This window comes from Paenibacillus sp. FSL R5-0887, assembly GCF_038002305.1.
GTDB lineage: Bacteria > Bacillota > Bacilli > Paenibacillales > Paenibacillaceae > Paenibacillus_AQ > Paenibacillus_AQ odorifer.
In genome coordinates this window covers 954,692-974,072 of the sequence record NZ_JBBOCE010000001.1, presented here as the reverse complement: position 1 = coordinate 974,072, position 19,381 = coordinate 954,692, and the positions used below count along the sequence as shown (strand labels likewise).

The following is a 19,381-nucleotide window of genomic DNA, read 5'->3' as shown; positions in this document are numbered from 1 at the left end:
ACTGTTATATTAGTCTTTTGCCGATTTAAAGCAAATGCTTTTCTTTTATCTTAGAAACGGCTTTACCTGGTTTTTAACCTCTAACTTTTGATAAGCTTGACGGACCATCAGCATACGCGCGAGTGTGATTTGTTCGTATTCCCGGGCAACATTAGGTTTATCATTTGCACTAATATGCCTTTTCGTTAGCCATTCATCACCGCTACTTAACGGTCCTTGCGAGAACTGAATTCGAATATATGCAGCTTCCAGCAATCTTTCCCTGCCAGGAGAATGATATTGCTTAAGTTCCGCAATAGCTGTCTGCAAAACCTCCGCTGCATCTTCCACATGACCCATTGCTTTTAACATTTTAGCTTGCAAAATAACCCTTGGCACCCACACGCTCACATGCCTCGTGGAATTACACATAACAAGCGCTTTGTCCAGTTGGACATTTGCATCTTTAAGATGATTCCGTTCATAGAAAAGATCCGCCAAAAATACAAAACCATGTCCTTGTAACGTTTACTATAGATGCAAATCTCTCTGTGCCTTCCCTGTTTTGGTCCAATAGCTCAACGAACGTATCCACGTCCCCCTGATAAAATGCAACCGAAGCACGATACAGATCCAACCGCATTTGAATTACTGCTTGCTCTTTTTCCGGAATAATAAATTCCTCTTCCATGAAAAGTTCAACCTTTTGTAAGAAGCGTTTGGCATCATCTGATCGTCCAGCGACAGCCATCGAACCCGCTTGAAAATAAAATAAATCAGGGTGCACAATCATATTTTTGATCGACAACTTATCTAGTGAATCTAGCAATGTAGATTCATCGCCATCTTTGATAATTGAATTGAAAGGCCTATCCATACATGATGCAGAAAACGTATAATCCTCTGCCTCAAAAGCATGCTGGATAGCTTCCAAGACCAGCCCTTCCTGAAAAAGAGCGGAAGGCAAGAATTAAACCCGCTGCCCATCCTTCTGTTTTTTTTCCAAGCAAAAATAACTCATCTTGTGAAAGCTGCTCGCTCAAGGGTTGAGATTGTAGCTCATCAATTTCGTCAAATGTAAATCTCAGATCATCGTTACTTAATTCTAGTAGTTCCTGTTGTGCTCTTAGGCGGGATAAGGCGAGTGGCGGGAGGGTTCTACTCAATATTACAAGCTTCACATTAGCCGGAAGATGTCCGATGAAAAAGCCCATACTTTCATGAATCGATTGATTCGTAATCGCATGATAATCATCCATTATAAGTGTAATAGAGCCTGGAAGAGAATGCAGATCGTTTAATAAAAGAGGAATCGCAGTTTCTACTGAACCGTCACGAACAGACTGGATAAACAAATCCAAGCGATTTAAAAAGGGGCGAAAGATTCTCTCAATTGCAGCATGCAAATTTAACCAGAATCGTACAAGATGGTTATCTGCAAGCTATGCAACCTCATCGGAATGAGTACGAGCCCATTCGGCCGCAAGTGTCGTTTTTCCAAACCCAGCTGAGGCGGCAATAAGCGTCACTTTGGCACGATTTTCATCCATGAGTTTAGACATTAATCTTATGCGCTGATCATAATAAGGAGCCTGTTTTAACCATCTATTAAGTAGTAACATAACATTCTAGCTTTCTGACATCCAATATCAAAAAAAGACCGCCAATTGGCAGCCTTTTTTCTAATATATTCTTGAGCATAACCAAAAAGCTGAACCCACTGCGATAATGCCTGCCATAGATACAAACAGGACATACCCTTTCTTTGTTCTAGTAACGGTGTGTTTATCATAAAACTCTGGTTTTCGAACGATTCCAAACCATAGATCAGCAATTAAATTCACGACTACTAAAGAAAAATTCTTTAATTTACTCATGTTATCTCTCCTTGTACATGTTTGGATTCATCTCTAACCTTTCAAGCTCTGAGCAAAACCTGACCTCCATGATGGGTATGATGGACTCCATCCGTAATCCATTCGAGCTTTTGTATTGGACGCTCCCCGTTCCCAGCCTTCTCTGCCCATATGCAAAGGAGGTCTAGGAGCTCCCAAGATTTCAGAAAAAACAGGCACCCAATCTATTCCTCGCGCAGGTTCATTGTCCACAATATTAACTGGACCAGAAGGCCAGTTCAGAGCAAGCGCCGCCGCGTTAGCTGCATCCTCCACGTGAAGGAATGACGTAACCGCTTCTGTTGCAGTCAGTCTCCCTTGTCGAATTTCTTCTGTCATTAATCCAGCAGCATCATACCAAGTCCCTTGGCCGTACAACATTCCGTACCGCAAAATCACATGATTAGGAATTTCTGCAACTGCCTTTTCAAGTGAGCGGATACCCTCAATGGTTCTCATCCGGGATTCAGAAGCATTAGCATCTAATGGAGTATTCTCCGTGGCAGGTCCCTCACCAGCTTCATAAGCCCAAGAGATACTTTGAGCAATAATCTGTTTAACCCCGTTTGTCAGTGAAGCATCGACAATATTTCGTGTTCCTTCTATTCTTATCCTTGAATTATCTGCAAAATTCCGCTGACTTAATGAAGTCAGCTGATGAATTACCACTTCAGGTTGGGCTGCTTGAATAGCCGCAAATATAGACTCACGCTCATACACATCCGCGATTACCGCTTGTGCCCCTATGCTCTCAAGGATTGTTTTGTTTTCTTCTTTATGGGTCAGACCGATAACCTCATGCCCCGCTTGTAGTAACTTAGGAAGCAATAACCGTCCAATCACACCAGCAGCACCTGCAACAAAGATTCTCATCTATTCCCTCCTTTTCGCTGTACTGTATCTTATGGCATAACTAGAGACAAAACATAATTTGAATGATTATCCATATGATACCACATATGCAAAAAAGACTGCACCTCACAGTCTATTGTTAAGAGGTGCAGTCTTTGATTTGTTTCATTTTATAAAGTGGTTCATCCAAAAATAGCAGCTTGTCTTTTATAAAGATCTTCCAATACTAAGCAAGCCATTGCTTCAACAACCGGCACGATTCTCGGACAGATACATGGATCATGTCTGCCCTCCGTTTTAATCTCAACTTCTTCACCATTCGAGTTTATGGTCTGTTGAGTAACAGAAATCGAGGATGTAGGCTTTACACTTATTCGAAAAATAATCTCTTCTCCTGTGCTGATTCCGCCTATAATCCCGCCGGAATGGTTACTAAGAAATCCATCCTTATTCATCGCGTCATTATGTTCACTTCCAAGCATAGAGGCCGCTTCGAATCCAGCTCCAAACTCTATTCCTTTTACAGCACCAATAGATAACATCGCTTTAGCTAACTCTGCATCCAATTTATCAAATACGGGTTCTCCAAGACCCGGAATAACCCCTCTAATCCGACACTCCACGATACCTCCGCAGCTGTCTCCAATCGAAGCTAAGTGTTCAATTTTTTTAATCATTTCAGCTCCAGCCTTAGCATCACAGGCGCGGACTGCATTTTGTTCAATAACATCTTCATCAAAGGTTTGACACTTAATCCCTCCGACCTCTTGCGTGTAGGCTAGTACCTCAACCCCTCTTCTTTCGAGCAGTTTCCGAGCGATCGCTCCGCCAGCTACTCTTGCCGCTGTTTCCCTGCCTGATGCCCGTCCACTGCCTCTATGATCGCGAATTCCGTATTTCTGCAAAAAAGTATAATCCGCATGGCCGGGTCTAAATGAATGCTGAATATCGTTATAGGCCTCCGGTTTCATATCTTTGTTGTACAGAACTACAAAGAGTGGAGTTCCGGTTGTTTTCCCTTCGAATATTCCTGATTGTATTTGCACCACATCATATTCCTTACGCGGTGAAGTTACAGAGGACTGGCCTGGTTTCCTTCTATCCATCTGTTTCTGAATATATGCTTCATCAATTTCAACATTAGGTGTAACTCCATCCACTATGACCCCAACCGCTGCACCATGTGACTCTCCAAAGGTAGTAATCTTAAATACTTCTCCAAATGTGTTACCTGCCATAATATTCAAACCTCCATTGCCGACTCTTTTATTATTTATATATCCAAATTATAATAAGATTGTTGCAATTAATGAAATCACATTTTCAACAGACTGTCATAGAGGTGATCTATATCAAATTCTTTAACCTTGAATGGTATCGTATTTTTTTATATACGGCTCGTTACAAAAATCTAACAAAGGCTGCAAATGAATTGCATATTACACAGCCATCCGTAAGTTATGCCATTAAACAAATGGAGGATTCTTTAGGCCTCAAATTATTTCATCGTTTATCTAAAGGTGTAGAGCTAACCGAGGAAGGACGGGCGTTATTGGAATATGTTGAGCCCTCTTTAGTCATGCTGGATTCTGCACAAAAGCATCTTCATAATCTAAAGCAATTAAACGAGGGAGAAGTTCGGATTGGAGCAAGTGATTCCCTTATAAAAAATCTTTTGCTGCCGCAATTGAACGCATTCCACAAACAATATCCCGGCATACGAATTCGGCTATCACACGGAAAAACGCATGAGATCACCAAACGTTTGAAAGAAGGCGAAATAGACTGTGCGCTCGTCCATATGCCTATTGACGATCCACAATTAAGTATTCAGACGCTTGCCACCCTTGAGGATTGTTTTGTAGTGGGACGAGCCTTTCAGGAACTGGCAAACCGTTCGCTTACGGCAAAAGAACTTGCAGAGTTACCTTTTATTTTATTATCCCCAGAAAGCAGCACCAGACTGTTTGTTGATCATTGGTTTGCTGGTAAGCGGTTGTCCGTTAAACCAGATATAGAGCTGGGCAGCATCGATTTACTCTCTGAATTTGCAAGACTTGGTTACGGGGTAGCCTTTATTAGCCGTTCTTTTGTAATTGAGGAGATTCAAAAAGGAGAACTTTTCGAGTTGCAATTAGATGATCCCCCTCCACCCCGGAATATAGGCTTCGCAATCCATCGCGATATGAGGTTATCCGTGGCAGCTGATTCTTTCGTCCGCATGCTTCGTATCCTTGATTAAGATCGTGCAAGGTAGCAGCATATAAGGACACTGCGTAACGGGGCATGTGCTTAGCAACCATAAGGTCGCTGCGGAACGGGGGGATTTCGTAGCTGCAAACCGGGGGCTTATGCTCAGTAGGATAAGGACACAGAGTCCGGGTGCGCTTACGTAGCAATACAAGGACACAGTAGAACGATGCACGTATGTAATAGTAAAAGGACTCTAGGGAACGGTGCAGGTACGTAACAGCATTAGGACACAGCGGAACGATGCACCTCCAATAAAGGACACCGTGATCGGGTACGCATAGATAGCAGTACAAAGACAGCACGTGCTTAGCAGTATTAAGGACACTGCGTAACAGCATAAGGACACTGCGTAACGGGGCACGTTCAGAGTTGCAATCCGATGCGAATACTCTGTAGCATAAGGACACGTGACCGGGTGCGCTTACGTAGCAATACAAGGACAGCACGTGCGTCGCAGCATAAGGACACTCCGAAACGATGCAGGAACGTAGTAGCAAAGGACACAGCGGACCTTAACCGCAATATTATTCAATATTTGGAGCCCTATCGGACCCCATTGCAGCTATTGGCATAAATAACAGCAAATATGAGCCTCATTCTATAGAATAGCGTCCATGGAGTCCGAAATCCTGCTGCAAAGACCAAAAATTAGCCAATAGCGTCATCTGGGTCCGTACACCTCAGAAGAGGATGAGCAAAGGGGGATTCCGGGAGGCGCGATGGACTAAAAATACAAAAGGAGCGATTCTCCATTAAATCGGAGAATCGCTCCTTGTAACCTTTTACCGCTTTTAAAGCAGGTTATTATAATGTTATATTTTATCGCGGTTGTAGACTTCAGCCGTCCGATCCGCTCTGTTAGCCATCGAATTTCCTAGTCTAGTGTCTTCGTTATAGACGCCTTCGTAACGCTGAGTATTCAGCGAACGGTTACCGCGGAACACATCATGTGCTTGATAGCCGCGTCCATTATCATCGACTAGTACAAGGATTTTGCCGCTTTCCACATAACCTTCGTACTCTTTAGCCTCATCCTCAGGAATACCGAGTCCGATCAAGCCGCCGACTAATCCACCTGCGCCTGCACCAACTGCTGCACCTGTAAGGGTTGCAACTATAGGCCCTGCCGCCAGAATCGGTCCAATCCCCGGAATCGCCAATGCTCCGATCCCTGCTAATAGTCCGGCAACGCCGCCAACTACACCACCTGTAGCAGCGCCTGTTGCTACTCCTTCTGGAGCTTTTGTGCCTGTATCCTCTGAGATGTTTCTAAGCTCATCACGATCACGTGTGATTACTGATATTTCATCATTATTAAATCCTTGATTGTGAAGTCCTTCAATTGCTCTGGTTGCTTCTTGCTCTGTGTCGAAAATACCTACGATTTTTTTAGTCACTTGAAGCCCTCCTTAGTAATTGTCTTCGCTAGTAATTACCCTTTAAACGGGAGACCAAACATCTAAGGAAAAATTTCAAGAGCATATGTAACCATAAATTATTTTACAGGACGTGTACGATTAGTCGGAATAGCCTGTAATGGGTCATCTGGCCAATAGTGCTTCGGGTACCGTCCCTTCAGATCTTTTTTGACCTCAAAATAGGTCCCCCGCCAAAAACTTGCTAGATCAGAGGTTACCTGCACAGGTCGTCTAGCTGGTGACAAAAGATGCAGCAATACTGGCAATTTTCCCCCTCCAATTCGAGGTGTGTCCAGCTGTCCAAACATCTCTTGCAATCTTACTGCCAATACCGGGGCAGCAGGATTAGTATAATCTACAGGCACACGCGAGCCACTAGGAACAGATATATGTGTAGGTGCCTCCTTTTCCAGCATCTGCCGCTGATTCCAGTCTAACATCCCCTCAAGCGCTCGCGCTAACGGTACACGCTGAAGGTCGCGGAGGTTCCTCATACCTTGCAGATATGGCAAAAGCCATTCATCCAACGTAGCAATTAAAGCAACATCTGATACATCCGGCCAATCTGAACGTAAGGTATGCATAAACATCAAACGTTCGCGAAGCTGTATGGTTCCCTTCTCCCACGGTAGGATTTCAATGCCATCTGTAGCGATGACACTTAATAGTACATTTGCCATTTCTTCCGCGGAGGGTCTTTCATGTGAAGTTTCTTTTAAGACCAACGCGCCGAGCATTGTGCGACGACGTTTCTTCACACTTCCACTTTCTTTATCCCAATACACATCCGCTTCCTCGGTGATGCGGTCTGCATGATAGGAAAGCAGTTGTCCTTCTTCTATCTCAGCTGCCAGCATAATTGCGCCCTGTGTAGCGCGATCATCGATCGAAGCAGCTACGATATAAGATGACCGGGCCAGCGGTTGCCCTTCCCGCATGGCCGCCCCCCGACCGGAGGAGAGCAGAAACGCGCCATCGCCGCGTTTCTGCCCGATCCGGTCGGGATAGGCGAACGACAGAAGCAGCCCGCAGCGGCTGATGTCGTTCACGTTCTCGCCCGGCGCGGCTTGCAGCTGCGCCAGGAAATGGCGGCTCTCGCGCTGCACAGCGCGCAGAGCCGCCGGGTCCGCTCCGCCGCTATCAGCGGAGCGCTCGAACCGGAGCAGCGCCTCAACGCGGAGCGTGAGGTCGCAATCTAGGGCCGCGGGACCCTTGAAAAGGTCCCGCTCTTGCAGCAGCGCCGCCAGCCGGCAGGCGAGCGGTGCTGTGCCAAGCTCTGCCGCGCGCAGCAGCATATGCGCGGCTCGCGGGTGCGCGCCAAGCGCGGCCATGCTGTGGCCGTGCGGCGTAATAGCGCCGCCGGCGTCCAGCGCGCCGAGCTGGCGCAGCAGCGCGGTGCCCTGCGCAAAAGGCGCAGCGGGCGGCGCGTCAAGCCAAGATAGCGCGGCAGGATCGCGCACGCCCCACAGCGCCAGCTCCAAAGCGAGCTGCGCAAGGTCCGTCTGCATAATCTCCGGCACATTGTCATCCGGAAGTCGATTATGCTCCTCCTGACTCCACAGCCTGTAGCACACGCCAGGGGCTGTTCGTCCAGCACGTCCCCGCCGTTGATCCGCGGAGGCTTTCGATACCGGGACTGTCGTTAGACTTGGCATTCCTGTGCGTGGTGAGAATACCTGTGTACGGCGCTGCCCTGTGTCAATTACCGTTCGCACGCCTTCAATCGTTAGACTTGTCTCAGCGATAGAAGTCGCAAGCACTACTTTTCGTTCACCTTGAACAGATGCAGCCACGGCTGCATCTTGGATATTTTGTGGCAGCTGGCCATATAGAGGGCGAATTACCGTCTGCTCTGCCAAGCTTCCATTTTCCAACTCACTTTGAGTTCTGCGTATTTCTCTTTCCCCCGGTAAAAAGACGAGAATATCTCCGGGTTGTTCAGCAAGCGCACGTCTCACAGCAGCTGCAGCAGTTTTTTCCAGTGGAAAATTCCCAGTAGTTGGCACATAGATTGTTTCTACAGGATAGGTTCTGCCCGGACAATTTACTACAGGCGCATCCCCTAGTAAAGCAGACACCCGCTCACTGTCCAAGGTAGCTGACATGATAAGAATCCTTAGATCCTCCCGCAGCACAGCCTGTGCTTCCAGTGTAAGGGCAAGTCCCAAATCCGCATGAAGACTGCGCTCATGGAACTCATCAAAAATAACTAAACCCACATCACCCAAAGAAGGATCGCTTTGCAGCATTCTCGTTAATACTCCTTCAGTGACTACAACAATCCGCGTATTTTTGCCTACTTTAGTGTCATTCCGCATCCGATAACCTACCGTCTGTCCAACACTTTCTCCAAGGCAGGATGCCATGTAAGTGGCGGCAGATCTAGCAGCAAGCCTTCTAGGCTCTAACATTAAAATGCTTTTACCCGCCATCCAGGGCTCGTCCAAAAACGCCGGAGGCGTTCCTGTTGTTTTGCCTGCACCCGGTTCAGCGATAAGTACTGCTGCCTGCGCAGTGTTAAGTATGTTTTTCAGGTCAGGAAGCACCTGTATAATCGGAAGCTGTTTCATTCTATCTCTCCATCGTCTATAATCATATGTTATAATTTTCCTTGAAGTTATCTTAGATCATCCTCATCATGTGTGAAAAAACCTTAAAGATCAAGACTTACCAATCATACCCTCTATAATATTAATAAGGAGACTTACTATGATATTCGTAACAAAAGCTACAATTTCAGATTTACCCATGCTCACCAAAATAGACAGCAAGATCATTGGCAATGAAAGCCGCAAATCGAAGATTGAAAAATATATCAATCATGAGCAGTGTTACGTAGCATCACATAATGGAACGTTTGTAGGATTTGCTTGCTACGATACAACCTTTTTCGAATGTTGTTTTATTCAGCTGGTCATTGTGGATCCTGAGTTCAGACGCCTAGGCATAGCCAAAACACTCCTTAGCTACATCGAGGAACAATGCCCAACCCCCAAGCTTTTCACCTCCACCAATGAATCCAATACGATCATGCAGCAACTATGTCTTTCTCAAGGGTTTGTTAAAAGCGGAGTCATTGAGAATTTAGATGATGGCGATCCGGAATGGGTATATTTTAAACAAATTAGATGAGTATACATGTTTAGTTACACATAACAAGCAAAAAGGCAGCTCTTCTGTCTAAAACGACCAAGAGATGCCTTTTTATTTTACACTATTTATTCTGATGTCCAAATGACTGTAGGCATTTAGGCAGTAACGTAACCAGCGTTATTCCTCTTCCTTTATCATCTGTTCGTGTATTTGAGCACTGTATTGCATAAAAGCAGGGTTACTATCCAAGCCGCGTTCACGCAATAACTCCTGTAGACGCAGTCTTTTCATAGACAGTTTTGACCGCAAAGCCTTGCCCTCACTGGTTTCTGCACTTCCGCTATTATGACACGCCGCTAGCAATCCTTCCAACGTAACACATTCAGCTCGCAGAGAGATTTCCTCAGGCACCAGTCCGGAGTTCTTCATGATTTTAAAAGACATCCGCAATTCTTCCGGCACACCCGATAAATCCTCGAGCTCCAGCGGCTTGCCATGCCCAGGTAAATCTCGAAATTCCCCGTTACGCATAGACTCCTGAATCCGCTGCTCAGCTAACCAAGACATCATCCCCATATACGCAGCCTCCTTCACCAATGCCACACTATTAACTACCCTGCCTAAGCAAAAGTAGATTTTACGGAATTGCGTTCATTTTAGCATAAAAGACTTAGGATTTGCATCAAGGTGCCGGAATGCTTTCTCAGATCTTTCCTATGCTGTTAACTATAGGGATGGCGAGCTATTTACTCAAATGCCCCTTGCCCTCGTCGCACAGTTGAATAGCTCAGACTCTGTAACTATCGTACACAAAGTATATTCTAAGCCCATAACCGCAACGTCAGCATACACTGGCTACCGTGAAACGTTTGGACCCAGGAGCTCTTGCTTGTATACTACATCCTTCATTACACATTCATTACATCTTCGTCGCATAGATCGTCCGGACCCAGCAGCCCTTATTTCACAAATTTAGTCCATTTCGCTGTACTATCGGACTCAGTTGCACCTATTCGCTCTAACACACCCTACTTTTGTTCAAAAACGCGGTAATAAGCGCTATGCGGTCCGATACTTCTAATAAACACACCAAAAACGCCAAATAGCTGCAATACAGTCCGATACATTAGCGAATCCACGCCTCCACAAATCGATCGGACCCAGCAGCCCTTATTTCGCTAATTTAGTCCATTTCACTGTACTTTCGGACTCAGATGCAGCTATTCGCTCAAACACACCCTACTTTTGTTCAAAATCGCAGCGATAAGAGCTATGCAGTCCGATAGTTCTAATAAACACACGAAAAACTCCAAATAGCTGCAATACAGTCCGCAACGCCGATGCATCCTCGCTACCATGTAACGTTCGGACTCAGATGACCTTATTTCACAAATTCAGGCTTATTCCCTCTGCTATCGGACTCAGTTGCAGCTATTCGCTAAAACCCACCTTACTTTTGTTCAAAATCGCAGCAATAAGCGCTATGCGGTCCGAAACGATCAAAAATCAAACAAAAAACGCCAAATAACTGCAATACAGTCCGCAAAACAATGCATACTCGTGGTCGTAGATCGATCCGATTCAGCAGGTCTTGCTCGTATACTACGTCCTTTACACCCTCATTACATCTTCGTCGCCATAGATCGTTCGGACCCAGCAGCCCTTATTTCACTAATTTAGTCCTTTTTACCCTGCTATCGGACTCAGTTGCAGCTATTCACTCAAACACACCCTACTTTTGTTCAAAATCACAGCAATAAGTGCCATGCAGTCCGATACTTCTAATAAACACACCAAAAACTCCAAATAGCTGCAATACAGTCCGCAACACCGATGCATTAGCACACACTCGCCACCGTGAAACGTTCGGACTCAGATGATCTTATTTCACAAATTCAGGCCTCTTTGCTCTGCTATCGGACTCAGTTGCAGCTATTCACTCAAACACACCCTACTTTTGTTCAAAATCGCAGCGATAAGAGTTATGCAGTCCGATAGTTCTAATAAACACACGAAAAACGCCAAATAGCTGCAATACAGTCCGCAACGCCGATGCATCCTCGCTACCAAGTAACGTTCGGACTCAGATGATCTTATTTCACAAATTCAGGCTTATTCCCTCTGCTATCGGACACAGTTGCAGCTATTCGCTCAAACACACCCTACTTTTCTTTAAAATCGCAGCGATAAGAGCTATGCGGTCCGATACTTCTAATAATCAAATCAAAAACTCCAAATAGCTGCAATACAGTCCGCAATGCCGATGCATCCTCGCCACCGTAGATGCTACTGTTTACTTCCGCCATTCATCACGCACTTATCCCTGTCTTCACTCACTTTTCATCGTCATGCACACTTATCTCCTACATCACTCCCTTTCCCCCGTCTTGCACACTTATCTCCTACATCACTCCCTTTTCTCCGCCAACACTAACTCCGCGCCGTACGCAAATCGAGCTCGTGGACTTGCCTATGACCTTATTTCTCCCGCTATTTTATTGCCCTCTATACCCTATAAGTTACGCTTCAGCCACACAGCCGGATCGTGCAATTAACACAGGCGATTGCTATACTCTTTCTAATGAGCCTCAACTCAATAAAAAAAGGACTACCGCAGTAGTCCAAAGGAGAAATATAAATGTTAGCTAACATCCAAAAAGAAGATCAATATTATGTCGCTCGTTTCGAACGGCAGTTAAAGCATTCCGCAACTGAGATTTGGTCCTATTTGACCGAAAATGAGAAGCTTGCCTTATGGTTCTCTGAATTAAAAATCGAGGACCTGCGTGAAGGCGGACTTATAAAGTTTGATATGCAAAACGGAACGTTTGTGGATATGGAAATTACCGTGCTGCAGCATCAATCTATTTTTGAGTTTACTTGGGCTGAGGATCTTGTTCGTTTTGAGTTATACCCTAATTCAGAAGGCTGTTTACTCGTCTTGAACGAAACACTACAAACGCTTACCCCGCATACACCACGAGATCTCGCTGGCTGGCATGTTTGTCTAGAAGTGATCCAGCATCTTTTGGAAGGCACGACGCTGAAGTCACGGAAAGACGAATGGAATAAATGGTACGAGCAATACCGGGAAGCGATCTCGAAATTAGGATAACAAGGACTCCGCGCCGTCAATCACGATTTGCGCACCTGTAATATGGATAGATTCATCCGAAGCCAGAAAAGCAACGAGATCAGCGACATTATCCGGCTTGCCCGGTCCATCTGCCAAGGGTTGCGCTCCATCAGGGAATTCAATCGGAATAACGATTGCTTCAACATCCTCGCTCATTTCAGTGGTTTCATCTATATTCGTAGCAATAGCCCCAGGGCAGATCACATTTACACGAATCTTAAACTTAGCAAGCTCGAGAGCTGCCATTTTGGCAAAAGCCACCTGTCCAGCTTTGGTAGTGCTATAAGTAGACCACCCAAAGCTGGCAAATCTAGTGTTCCCATTAATGGAACTAGTAATAATAATACTGCCCTTCCCTTTATCTTTCAGATGAGGAATAGTATATTTCAGAGTCAAAAAAGTCCCCGTCAAGTTCACCGATATCGTACGCTCCCAGTCGCTCAAGCTTAGTTCTTCTATCGGGCCCACAGCGCCATTAATCCCCGCGTTAGCGAATACTACATCCACACCTCCGAATTGTTCCACCGTACAACGTACGGCTTCCTCCATCTTTTTCTCATCCGAAGTATCTACCTCTATGGCCAGCGCGCAATCTTTTCGTAGCTTATTAAGCTTTTCTGCCAAGGAAGAGGTTCTTTCAAGATTTAAATCGAACAATGCTACATTTGCACCTTCCCGCGCCAGCTTAATAGCGGTGGCACGGCCAATTCCCGAGCCCGCTCCGGTTATAATCGCTGTTTTTCCAATAAATCTTTGTTTTTTAGATATGTTTGGGCTCATATGTAATCTCTCCTCTAATGTCTGTAAGATAAGTACTATGGATCAAGATTACCCAAATAAACCTGTAATGGAATCATCTTGTTCATAAATCTTCAGAATTTAGGCACGCCGCACAAAAAAATCTCCCCATTCAATAAGATGAGCGGAGAGTTTGTTTCGAATATTTAGAGTATTTAAAATATTTTGATTGTTTCGATGTTCGATGTTCGATGTTCGATGTTTCGATTATTTCAATTCAGTTATCCAGCTTGCGTACGTCCACTTTTACAGTCAGTGTTCCTGCTCCGCCGCGATATACCCCTTTTACAGGTACTATATCTTTATAATCCCGTCCATGACCCAGCTTGATATAACGCCAGTTCACTTCAACATTATTCGTCGGATCAAAACCAAGCCAGCCCGTACCCGGAATATGGGTCTCCACCCAAGCATGTGAAGCCTGCTCGAAATTAGCATTGCTGCTCTGTAGATCACCGACAAAATGATATCCACTAACATATCTTGAAGGCAGACCCACACTGCGGCAGACAGCGATCATAAGATGAGCATAATCCTGACAGACCCCCCGCTTGAGCTTGAGGGCTTTTTTTACCGTTGTATTTACGCTTGTTGCCTCAGGATCATAGGTGAACTGTTCATAAATCGTCGAAGATAACTTCAGAATCCATTCATACATATCCTCAGCTTCACTAAAAGGGTACTGGGAAGCGAACTCCACTAATTCAGGAGTCACCTCGGTATAACGGGTCGGCAAAATAAACTCAATATAACGGTTCTGAAACTTTTCATCATTTAATAGTTTAACTTGCTCTTCAAGGCTGGTTCGCGGAAGATCGGTACCCTGGGCTTTATCCAGCGTTACTACAGTAGCTTTCGTATGGATTACCATTTCCGTATGTGGCTTATTAACCGAATAGGCATGCACCCGATTACCGAAGAAATCCTCATACGTTAATAGATTAGCTGCCGGAGATACTTCAACCTCATGGTGATAACAGGATTGCCGATAGTTGGTGCGTGGGGTAAGCCTGATTTCATTGACACTGTCCGTAACCGGCTCTGGATAACTGTATGTGGTGGTGTGATTGATTTGAATCTTCATACAGATACTCCTTCTCGCCGAAAAAAGGCGCCCTCCATCGTTTTGCCCAGTCTCTGGCAAGATATTACGAGTGATTGCAGCACATCTTCCACCAGTTCACCGGACATTTCCTCTTTCTCCATATAATCCAGCTCTGCCTTCAGCTTTCCTGCTTGACGGATGACCTTCTCATGACCTGAGCCTTTTTCTGAGGAATCTAATTCAAGTCTAGCTAAATGCTCTTCCAGCTGGTGAAAAGAAAAGCGGATCGAACGTGGAAATTTGGGATTTGCGATCAAAAAATCTAAAATGCTCTCCGGTGACATAGCATCTGCATAATAACGGCGAAACGCCTGATAACCACTTACCGATTTCAGCACAGCCTGTAACTGAATATAAATTGCATGAAGCTCTTTAAAACGGCAAGAGGCAATAACTGCCTGCAAAATACGCGTCGTATTCTCTGCCCGTTCCAGAAAACGGCCGCTCTCTATAAAATGCCATTCATTTCCCCTAAGCATTACGGATTGTTCTGCTCCTAGAAACATAGCCGCACGTTCCTTCACCTGCTGGTAGAAATGATGTGGGCCACTCATAATATCAGCGACTGACCGCTCCCCAAGCCATAGATTAAAGCTGTTGACGATATCCCATAGCTCACTTGGAAGATGCTGACGCAGTGTGCGAAGATTATTTCTAGCATGATGTACGCAAGAGAATAATGAATTCGAATTGCCCAAATCGAGTGTAATAAAGGATAACACGTCCTGTTCAGAAAAGGTTTCGAACTGCTGCAAATACTCACTTCGAACTCCTAATGCATCGATAAGCCTCGACCATTTATGTCCTTCTTCCTGAAAATCCTCTTCCTGCTGGATATGATAATGTACATTGATTAGCCGCGCATGATTCTCTGCCCTTTCAATATATCGGCCGATCCAGAATAAAGCCTCCGCATTTCGATTCAGCATCTTTAGCCACTCCTTTATCCTCCAAATTGATGCTGCATATTTTTGATTCACAATCAAGGCTTACAAGATATAGATCAAGCCATAACCCAAGTATCCTTTACGCCACCACCTTGCGAGGAATTCACAACCAGTGAACCTTCTTTCATAGCCACTCGTGTTAATCCACCAGGTATGACATGCGGCTTCCGGTCTGCGCCCATTAATACAAAAGCCCGAAGATCGATATGCCGGGGTGCCATAGTGCCTCCCGACAATACTGGCGCTCTGGACAAGGACATAATTGGCTGTGCCACATAACGGTCCGGATCGGCAATAATTTTCATTCGGAACTCGGCTAATTCTTCTTTGGTCGCCTCACTTCCGATCAACATCCCATATCCTCCGGATAATGAGGTTTCTTTAACAACCATTTCGGATAGGTTCTCAAGAACATACAGGCGTTCATCGGGTCTGCACAACAAATACGTCGGCACATTACCAAGGATCGGCTCTTCATTCAGATAATAACGAATCATATCCGGTACATAGACATACATCGCTTTATCATCTGCAACACCGGTTCCCGGAGCATTAGCAATCGCTATGTTACCTGCCCTATATGCATTCATAAGTCCTGCCACACCCAGTAAAGAATCAGGTTGAAAGGCCAGCGGATCAATGTAATCATCATCCAACCGACGATACAGCACATCCACGCGACGCAGTCCGTTCATTTCTTTCAAATATATTTTGTGATCCTTTGTTACCAAATCTCGTCCTTCGACCAAATGTATACCCATCTGCTGTGCCAAAAAAGCATGTTCATAATATGCAGAATTGTATTCTCCAGGCGTTAGGAGTGCTATAACCGGATCTGACCTTCTTGAAGGAGATAGACTACGAAGCACGGATAAGAAGCGATTTAAGCTATGATCTACATCTCGGATGGAGCTGGCAAAGGACAATTCAGGAAACAATTGATTCATAAGCGTTCTGCCTTTAAAAAGATAGGAAAAGCCGGAGGGTGTTCGCAGGTTGTCTTCAAGTACATAATAATGCCCATCGTGGTGGCGGATCAGATCGATTCCTGAGGTGGTGATATAAGCTCCACCGGGCACTCGCAGACCTGACATTTCTGGCCGGAAATAACAGTTGGAAATAATCATACGCCTAGGGACGATGCCATCTTTAACAATGTATTGCTCATGGTAAATGTCATGAATGAATAAATTCAAAGCTGTGATACGCTGAATAATTCCAGCTTCTAGCCTCTCCCACTCATTCTTAGGGATAATACGTGGAATCATATCGAAGGGGATCGTTCGCTCCATAGGATGATCCTGAGCCGGGTTGTAAAGCGTAAAGGTAATTCCTTCTTCCATCATCCTACGCTGCATTAAATTTTGCTTCCCTTGCAGCTCTTCGGAGCTCATTCCGGAAAACATGCGATTCACATGTCTGTAGTGCGGCCGGACATTCCTCTTATCAGCATACATTTCATCGAAAAAATGCTGTAATGGATACGGAGACAGACCTGGCAGAGGATCTAATTTGGACATGAGCCCGACTCCTTTCGATAGATGTAATCTTTGTTAACAACTTATACTTTCATTTCAGAAAACATCCATGGAAATATTGGTTTATATTCTCATAATACGTAAATCCACTCGTTCATGTCAACATATATAACAGAGAAATGTGATTCCGGAGATATTTGTATTTTTTGGAATCGCTTCCTTTCTCTCTTATATAGGTTGCCGGAGATGAAATGTAGATTCATCATTGAATTGTATGCAGGAAGTGTGACAAGCATTACTGTTATGAATTTTTCATATAATGTATTTTTTATATAGTTGCCTGAGGATGTGGATTCATTGAGTATGGTATAATTTGTTGCGATGGGAGAGTGACCTATGGAGCACAAATATACTATGTCAATTGAGCAGGAAGAGACTAGGCGGAATCACATTTATCTGTTATTTGGCCTGTCTGAAGCGGGATCAATGAAGGTAGCCCTTAGTCATCTGGGTTGTCGTCATTTAATACGAGTACTTTCATTTAATGAAACGTTCTCTGCTGGACCGTTGCGTGGATTACATAATAATGAAGGCTATCATACCCGTGAGTTATGGTTTCAGGAACGATTTCCGGATCAGGGTTATCATTTAAATCCCCAGCATAAACTGGCAGCCATGATTCAGACCTTAAAAGAAATTCCCGAGGACAAAAAAATCACTATTTGGTGCGGAGATAACTCCCATGATCAAACGGGTTTACGATTTGCACTTTCTATTCTTAGTGAGAGGACGCAACCTATTCATGTTATTGATCCAGTCAAGGCTTATAGGGAGATTGCTGCTCCATTTGAAATCGGCTTATATCCCAGAGCACTTAGTCAGCTCCCAAATGAAGTTCTGCAAAAAATTATAAAAATTACCGAAAACACACCCCCTATCACCTCCGCTCAAAGAAAACAGTATGAACTAGAATGGCAAAAAATCAGCAACACCGAGGATATGCTTAGAGTTTGGGCTGAGGGCCAGCTTATGAATGTTCCCGAGAGTTACTATGACGAAGAAATTCTTTCTTTAATTCTGCAACTTCAACAGTGTGAGGAAAGAGATGGCTACGTAAATGCAGGTCTAGTTGTAGGCACAATTATAGGGCAATGGAATTTGTATCTCAGTACCTCATTCATAGAATATCGCTTCTGGAGGCTAATTAGTGAGGGAAAGCTGTTATTTAAAGGGATCCCTTACGCGATGCATTTATACTTTCTAAAAGTCGCTTAGCAGTTGCTACAAAATGACGGACAAACCCTTTATAAAAAAGAAAAGGAATGCCCTCCTAACTAAATATAGCTTCGAGGGCATTCCTTGTAAATATGACTTCTTTATGATTATATTGTGCTGTTGATTACACTTGCTCTTCCGATTCTTCTGACTCTTCTTCCTCGGCAATTAATCCGGCAAAAAGAGCATGTACGAACTGCTGCGAATCAAATGGCTGCAAGTCTTCCATTTTTTCTCCAAGACCTACAAACTTCACCGGCAAATTCATTTCCTGACGAATCGCTACAACGATTCCGCCTTTAGCCGTACCGTCCAGCTTCGTCAAGACCAAGCCAGTGACGCCACTCTTTTCACCAAATAACTTGGCTTGTGTAAGTGCATTTTGACCCGTCGTAGCATCTAGCACCATCAGTACCTCATGTGGAGCACTTGGGATTTCTCTTTGAATGACGCGGAAGATTTTGTTGAGCTCTTCCATCAGATTGCTTTTATTCTGCAGTCTGCCAGCAGTATCGCAGATTAAGATATCCACGTTGCGTTGCTTTGCCGCTTGGACCGCATCGTACATTACAGCCGCCGGGTCAGAGCCTGCTTGTTGTTTAATGACATCTACGCCTGCGCGTTGGCCCCAAACCTCAAGCTGCTCAATCGCTCCGGCACGGAACGTATCCCCTGCAGCCAAAAGAACTTTTTTACCTTCTTGTTTGTAACGATGAGCCAGCTTGCCGATGGTAGTCGTCTTGCCCACGCCATTGACCCCAACGAACAAAATAACCGTAATTCCATTCGGATTTTCCTTCAGGCTGTTATCATCATCTCCACGCAGCAGCTCCATAAGCTTACGGGACAAAATCGGCTTCAGCTCGGCAGCATCTTCAATCCGATTTTGCTTCACTTCGGCACGCAAATCCTCGACAAGGGTCATAACAGTGTTTACACCCACGTCTGCACCAATCAAAATCTCTTCCAGCTCTTCGTAGAACTCTTCATCTATCTTTTTGCGGCGGATGATAAGGTCGGAGACCTTCTCTACAAAACCTTTACGGGTTTTCTCTAATCCGTCGCGGAATTGTTTCGTTACACTTTCCGTTTTGCCGGAAATGCTTTCTTTTAATTTTCTAAAAAAGCTCATTTGGTTCCTCCTAAAAGTTT

General features: G+C 44.8%; 20 protein-coding genes. 4 read left to right on the top strand and 16 right to left on the bottom strand.

The window, feature by feature from the left end:
- Nucleotides 1-45: 45 nt before the first annotated feature.
- From MKY14_RS04465 to aroC, 7 genes are all read right to left on the bottom strand, one after another.
- Nucleotides 46-480, bottom strand: a complete 435-nt coding sequence (locus MKY14_RS04465) for a hypothetical protein (RefSeq protein WP_340975875.1) — start codon at nt 478-480, stop codon at nt 46-48.
- A complete protein-coding gene (locus MKY14_RS04460) occupies nt 461-913 on the bottom strand; it encodes a hypothetical protein (RefSeq protein WP_340975873.1) in 453 nt (150 codons plus the stop codon). The genes MKY14_RS04465 and MKY14_RS04460 overlap by 20 nt, the downstream gene beginning before the upstream one ends.
- Entirely contained in the window at nt 888-1,385 is a 498-nt protein-coding gene (locus MKY14_RS04455; protein WP_339173882.1) for a hypothetical protein, read from the bottom strand. The genes MKY14_RS04460 and MKY14_RS04455 overlap by 26 nt, the downstream gene beginning before the upstream one ends.
- A 36-nt stretch (nt 1,386-1,421) precedes the next feature.
- Nucleotides 1,422-1,601, bottom strand: coding sequence for a hypothetical protein (locus tag MKY14_RS04450; RefSeq protein ID WP_076305492.1), 180 nt, complete (start codon nt 1,599-1,601; stop codon nt 1,422-1,424).
- 60 nt (nt 1,602-1,661) lie between these two features.
- Nucleotides 1,662-1,856, bottom strand: a complete 195-nt coding sequence (locus MKY14_RS04445; protein ID WP_076126143.1) for a hypothetical protein — start codon at nt 1,854-1,856, stop codon at nt 1,662-1,664.
- A 33-nt stretch (nt 1,857-1,889) separates the two neighbouring features.
- On the bottom strand, nt 1,890-2,747 hold the full coding sequence (locus tag MKY14_RS04440) for an NAD-dependent epimerase/dehydratase family protein (protein ID WP_340975871.1): 858 nt from the start codon (nt 2,745-2,747) through the stop codon (nt 1,890-1,892).
- Nucleotides 2,748-2,908: 161 nt separating this feature from the next.
- Nucleotides 2,909-3,964 carry a chorismate synthase gene (gene aroC, locus MKY14_RS04435; protein ID WP_340975870.1) on the bottom strand — a complete coding sequence of 352 codons (1,056 nt, stop codon included), beginning with the start codon at nt 3,962-3,964 and terminating at the stop codon, nt 2,909-2,911.
- A 71-nt stretch (nt 3,965-4,035) separates the two neighbouring features.
- On the opposite strand from aroC, the gene MKY14_RS04430 reads away from it, so the two are divergent.
- Nucleotides 4,036-4,968, top strand: a complete 933-nt coding sequence (locus MKY14_RS04430; protein WP_076218037.1) for a LysR family transcriptional regulator — start codon at nt 4,036-4,038, stop codon at nt 4,966-4,968.
- A gap of 823 nt (nt 4,969-5,791) precedes the next feature.
- On the opposite strand, the gene MKY14_RS04425 is transcribed toward MKY14_RS04430, so the two are convergent.
- Nucleotides 5,792-6,376, bottom strand: coding sequence for a general stress protein (locus MKY14_RS04425; protein ID WP_076126136.1), 585 nt, complete (start codon nt 6,374-6,376; stop codon nt 5,792-5,794).
- Nucleotides 6,377-6,474: 98 nt separating this feature from the next.
- On the bottom strand, nt 6,475-8,967 hold the full coding sequence (hrpB, locus tag MKY14_RS04420; protein WP_340975869.1) for an ATP-dependent helicase HrpB: 2,493 nt from the start codon (nt 8,965-8,967) through the stop codon (nt 6,475-6,477).
- 139 nt (nt 8,968-9,106) lie between these two features.
- Here hrpB and MKY14_RS04415 point away from each other — a divergent pair, with 139 nt between their 5' ends.
- Nucleotides 9,107-9,529, top strand: a complete 423-nt coding sequence (locus tag MKY14_RS04415; RefSeq protein WP_248548165.1) for a GNAT family N-acetyltransferase — start codon at nt 9,107-9,109, stop codon at nt 9,527-9,529.
- A gap of 138 nt (nt 9,530-9,667) precedes the next feature.
- On the opposite strand, the gene MKY14_RS04410 is transcribed toward MKY14_RS04415, so the two are convergent.
- Both MKY14_RS04410 and MKY14_RS04405 read right to left on the bottom strand, forming a co-directional pair.
- Nucleotides 9,668-10,066: a DnaJ family domain-containing protein gene (locus tag MKY14_RS04410; RefSeq protein ID WP_076218040.1), complete on the bottom strand. Its 399-nt coding sequence runs from the start codon at nt 10,064-10,066 to the stop codon at nt 9,668-9,670.
- A gap of 1,586 nt (nt 10,067-11,652) precedes the next feature.
- Nucleotides 11,653-11,796, bottom strand: a complete 144-nt coding sequence (locus MKY14_RS04405; RefSeq protein WP_340975868.1) for a hypothetical protein — start codon at nt 11,794-11,796, stop codon at nt 11,653-11,655.
- A gap of 332 nt (nt 11,797-12,128) precedes the next feature.
- On the opposite strand from MKY14_RS04405, the gene MKY14_RS04400 reads away from it, so the two are divergent.
- Nucleotides 12,129-12,605, top strand: a complete 477-nt coding sequence (locus tag MKY14_RS04400) for an SRPBCC family protein (protein ID WP_076126128.1) — start codon at nt 12,129-12,131, stop codon at nt 12,603-12,605.
- Here the strand turns inward: MKY14_RS04400 and MKY14_RS04395 are convergent.
- The 4 genes from MKY14_RS04395 to MKY14_RS04380 all read right to left on the bottom strand — a co-directional run bounded on the left by MKY14_RS04395 (nt 12,597) and on the right by MKY14_RS04380 (nt 16,996).
- Nucleotides 12,597-13,406 carry an SDR family oxidoreductase gene (locus MKY14_RS04395; protein WP_340975867.1) on the bottom strand — a complete coding sequence of 270 codons (810 nt, stop codon included), beginning with the start codon at nt 13,404-13,406 and terminating at the stop codon, nt 12,597-12,599. The genes MKY14_RS04400 and MKY14_RS04395 overlap by 9 nt on opposite strands.
- Before the next feature lie 235 nt (nt 13,407-13,641).
- The gene (locus MKY14_RS04390) at nt 13,642-14,508 is read right to left on the bottom strand and encodes a transglutaminase family protein (protein ID WP_076126126.1); all 867 of its coding nucleotides are present in this window, start codon (nt 14,506-14,508) and stop codon (nt 13,642-13,644) included.
- Complete coding sequence (locus MKY14_RS04385) at nt 14,505-15,458, bottom strand: alpha-E domain-containing protein (RefSeq protein ID WP_076126125.1); 954 nt, start codon at nt 15,456-15,458, stop codon at nt 14,505-14,507. Before MKY14_RS04385 ends, MKY14_RS04390 begins: the two co-directional genes overlap by 4 nt.
- 74 nt (nt 15,459-15,532) lie before the next feature.
- A complete protein-coding gene (locus tag MKY14_RS04380) occupies nt 15,533-16,996 on the bottom strand; it encodes a circularly permuted type 2 ATP-grasp protein (protein WP_076279025.1) in 1,464 nt (487 codons plus the stop codon).
- 354 nt (nt 16,997-17,350) lie between these two features.
- Between MKY14_RS04380 and MKY14_RS04375 the strand changes: the two genes are divergently transcribed.
- The gene (locus MKY14_RS04375; RefSeq protein WP_076280752.1) at nt 17,351-18,229 is read left to right on the top strand and encodes a DUF1835 domain-containing protein; all 879 of its coding nucleotides are present in this window, start codon (nt 17,351-17,353) and stop codon (nt 18,227-18,229) included.
- Nucleotides 18,230-18,353: 124 nt separating this feature from the next.
- Here MKY14_RS04375 and ftsY read toward each other — a convergent pair whose 3' ends face one another.
- Entirely contained in the window at nt 18,354-19,361 is a 1,008-nt protein-coding gene (ftsY, locus tag MKY14_RS04370) for a signal recognition particle-docking protein FtsY (protein ID WP_036686498.1), read from the bottom strand.
- Between the last annotated feature and the right edge of the window lie 20 nt (nt 19,362-19,381).

Bases quoted from the DNA above. Each gene is read 5' to 3' on its own strand.
- MKY14_RS04415 (WP_248548165.1), top strand. From the start codon at position 9,107: ATGATATTCGTAACAAAAGCTACAATTTCAGATTTACCCATGCTCACC.
- MKY14_RS04395 (WP_340975867.1), bottom strand. From the start codon at position 13,406: ATGAGCCCAAACATATCTAAAAAACAAAGATTTATTGGAAAAACAGCG.
- MKY14_RS04390 (WP_076126126.1), bottom strand. From the start codon at position 14,508: ATGAAGATTCAAATCAATCACACCACCACATACAGTTATCCAGAGCCG.
- ftsY (WP_036686498.1), bottom strand. From the start codon at position 19,361: ATGAGCTTTTTTAGAAAATTAAAAGAAAGCATTTCCGGCAAAACGGAA.
- MKY14_RS04450 (WP_076305492.1), bottom strand. From the start codon at position 1,601: ATGTTACTACTTAATAGATGGTTAAAACAGGCTCCTTATTATGATCAG.
- MKY14_RS04380 (WP_076279025.1), bottom strand. From the start codon at position 16,996: ATGTCCAAATTAGATCCTCTGCCAGGTCTGTCTCCGTATCCATTACAG.
- MKY14_RS04430 (WP_076218037.1), top strand. From the start codon at position 4,036: ATGAAATCACATTTTCAACAGACTGTCATAGAGGTGATCTATATCAAA.
- MKY14_RS04440 (WP_340975871.1), bottom strand. From the start codon at position 2,747: ATGAGAATCTTTGTTGCAGGTGCTGCTGGTGTGATTGGACGGTTATTG.
- MKY14_RS04375 (WP_076280752.1), top strand. From the start codon at position 17,351: ATGGAGCACAAATATACTATGTCAATTGAGCAGGAAGAGACTAGGCGG.
- MKY14_RS04385 (WP_076126125.1), bottom strand. From the start codon at position 15,458: ATGCTGAATCGAAATGCGGAGGCTTTATTCTGGATCGGCCGATATATT.
- hrpB (WP_340975869.1), bottom strand. From the start codon at position 8,967: ATGAAACAGCTTCCGATTATACAGGTGCTTCCTGACCTGAAAAACATA.
- MKY14_RS04405 (WP_340975868.1), bottom strand. From the start codon at position 11,796: ATGGCGGAAGTAAACAGTAGCATCTACGGTGGCGAGGATGCATCGGCA.
- aroC (WP_340975870.1), bottom strand. From the start codon at position 3,964: ATGGCAGGTAACACATTTGGAGAAGTATTTAAGATTACTACCTTTGGA.
- MKY14_RS04445 (WP_076126143.1), bottom strand. From the start codon at position 1,856: ATGAGTAAATTAAAGAATTTTTCTTTAGTAGTCGTGAATTTAATTGCT.
- MKY14_RS04410 (WP_076218040.1), bottom strand. From the start codon at position 10,066: ATGGGGATGATGTCTTGGTTAGCTGAGCAGCGGATTCAGGAGTCTATG.
- MKY14_RS04400 (WP_076126128.1), top strand. From the start codon at position 12,129: ATGTTAGCTAACATCCAAAAAGAAGATCAATATTATGTCGCTCGTTTC.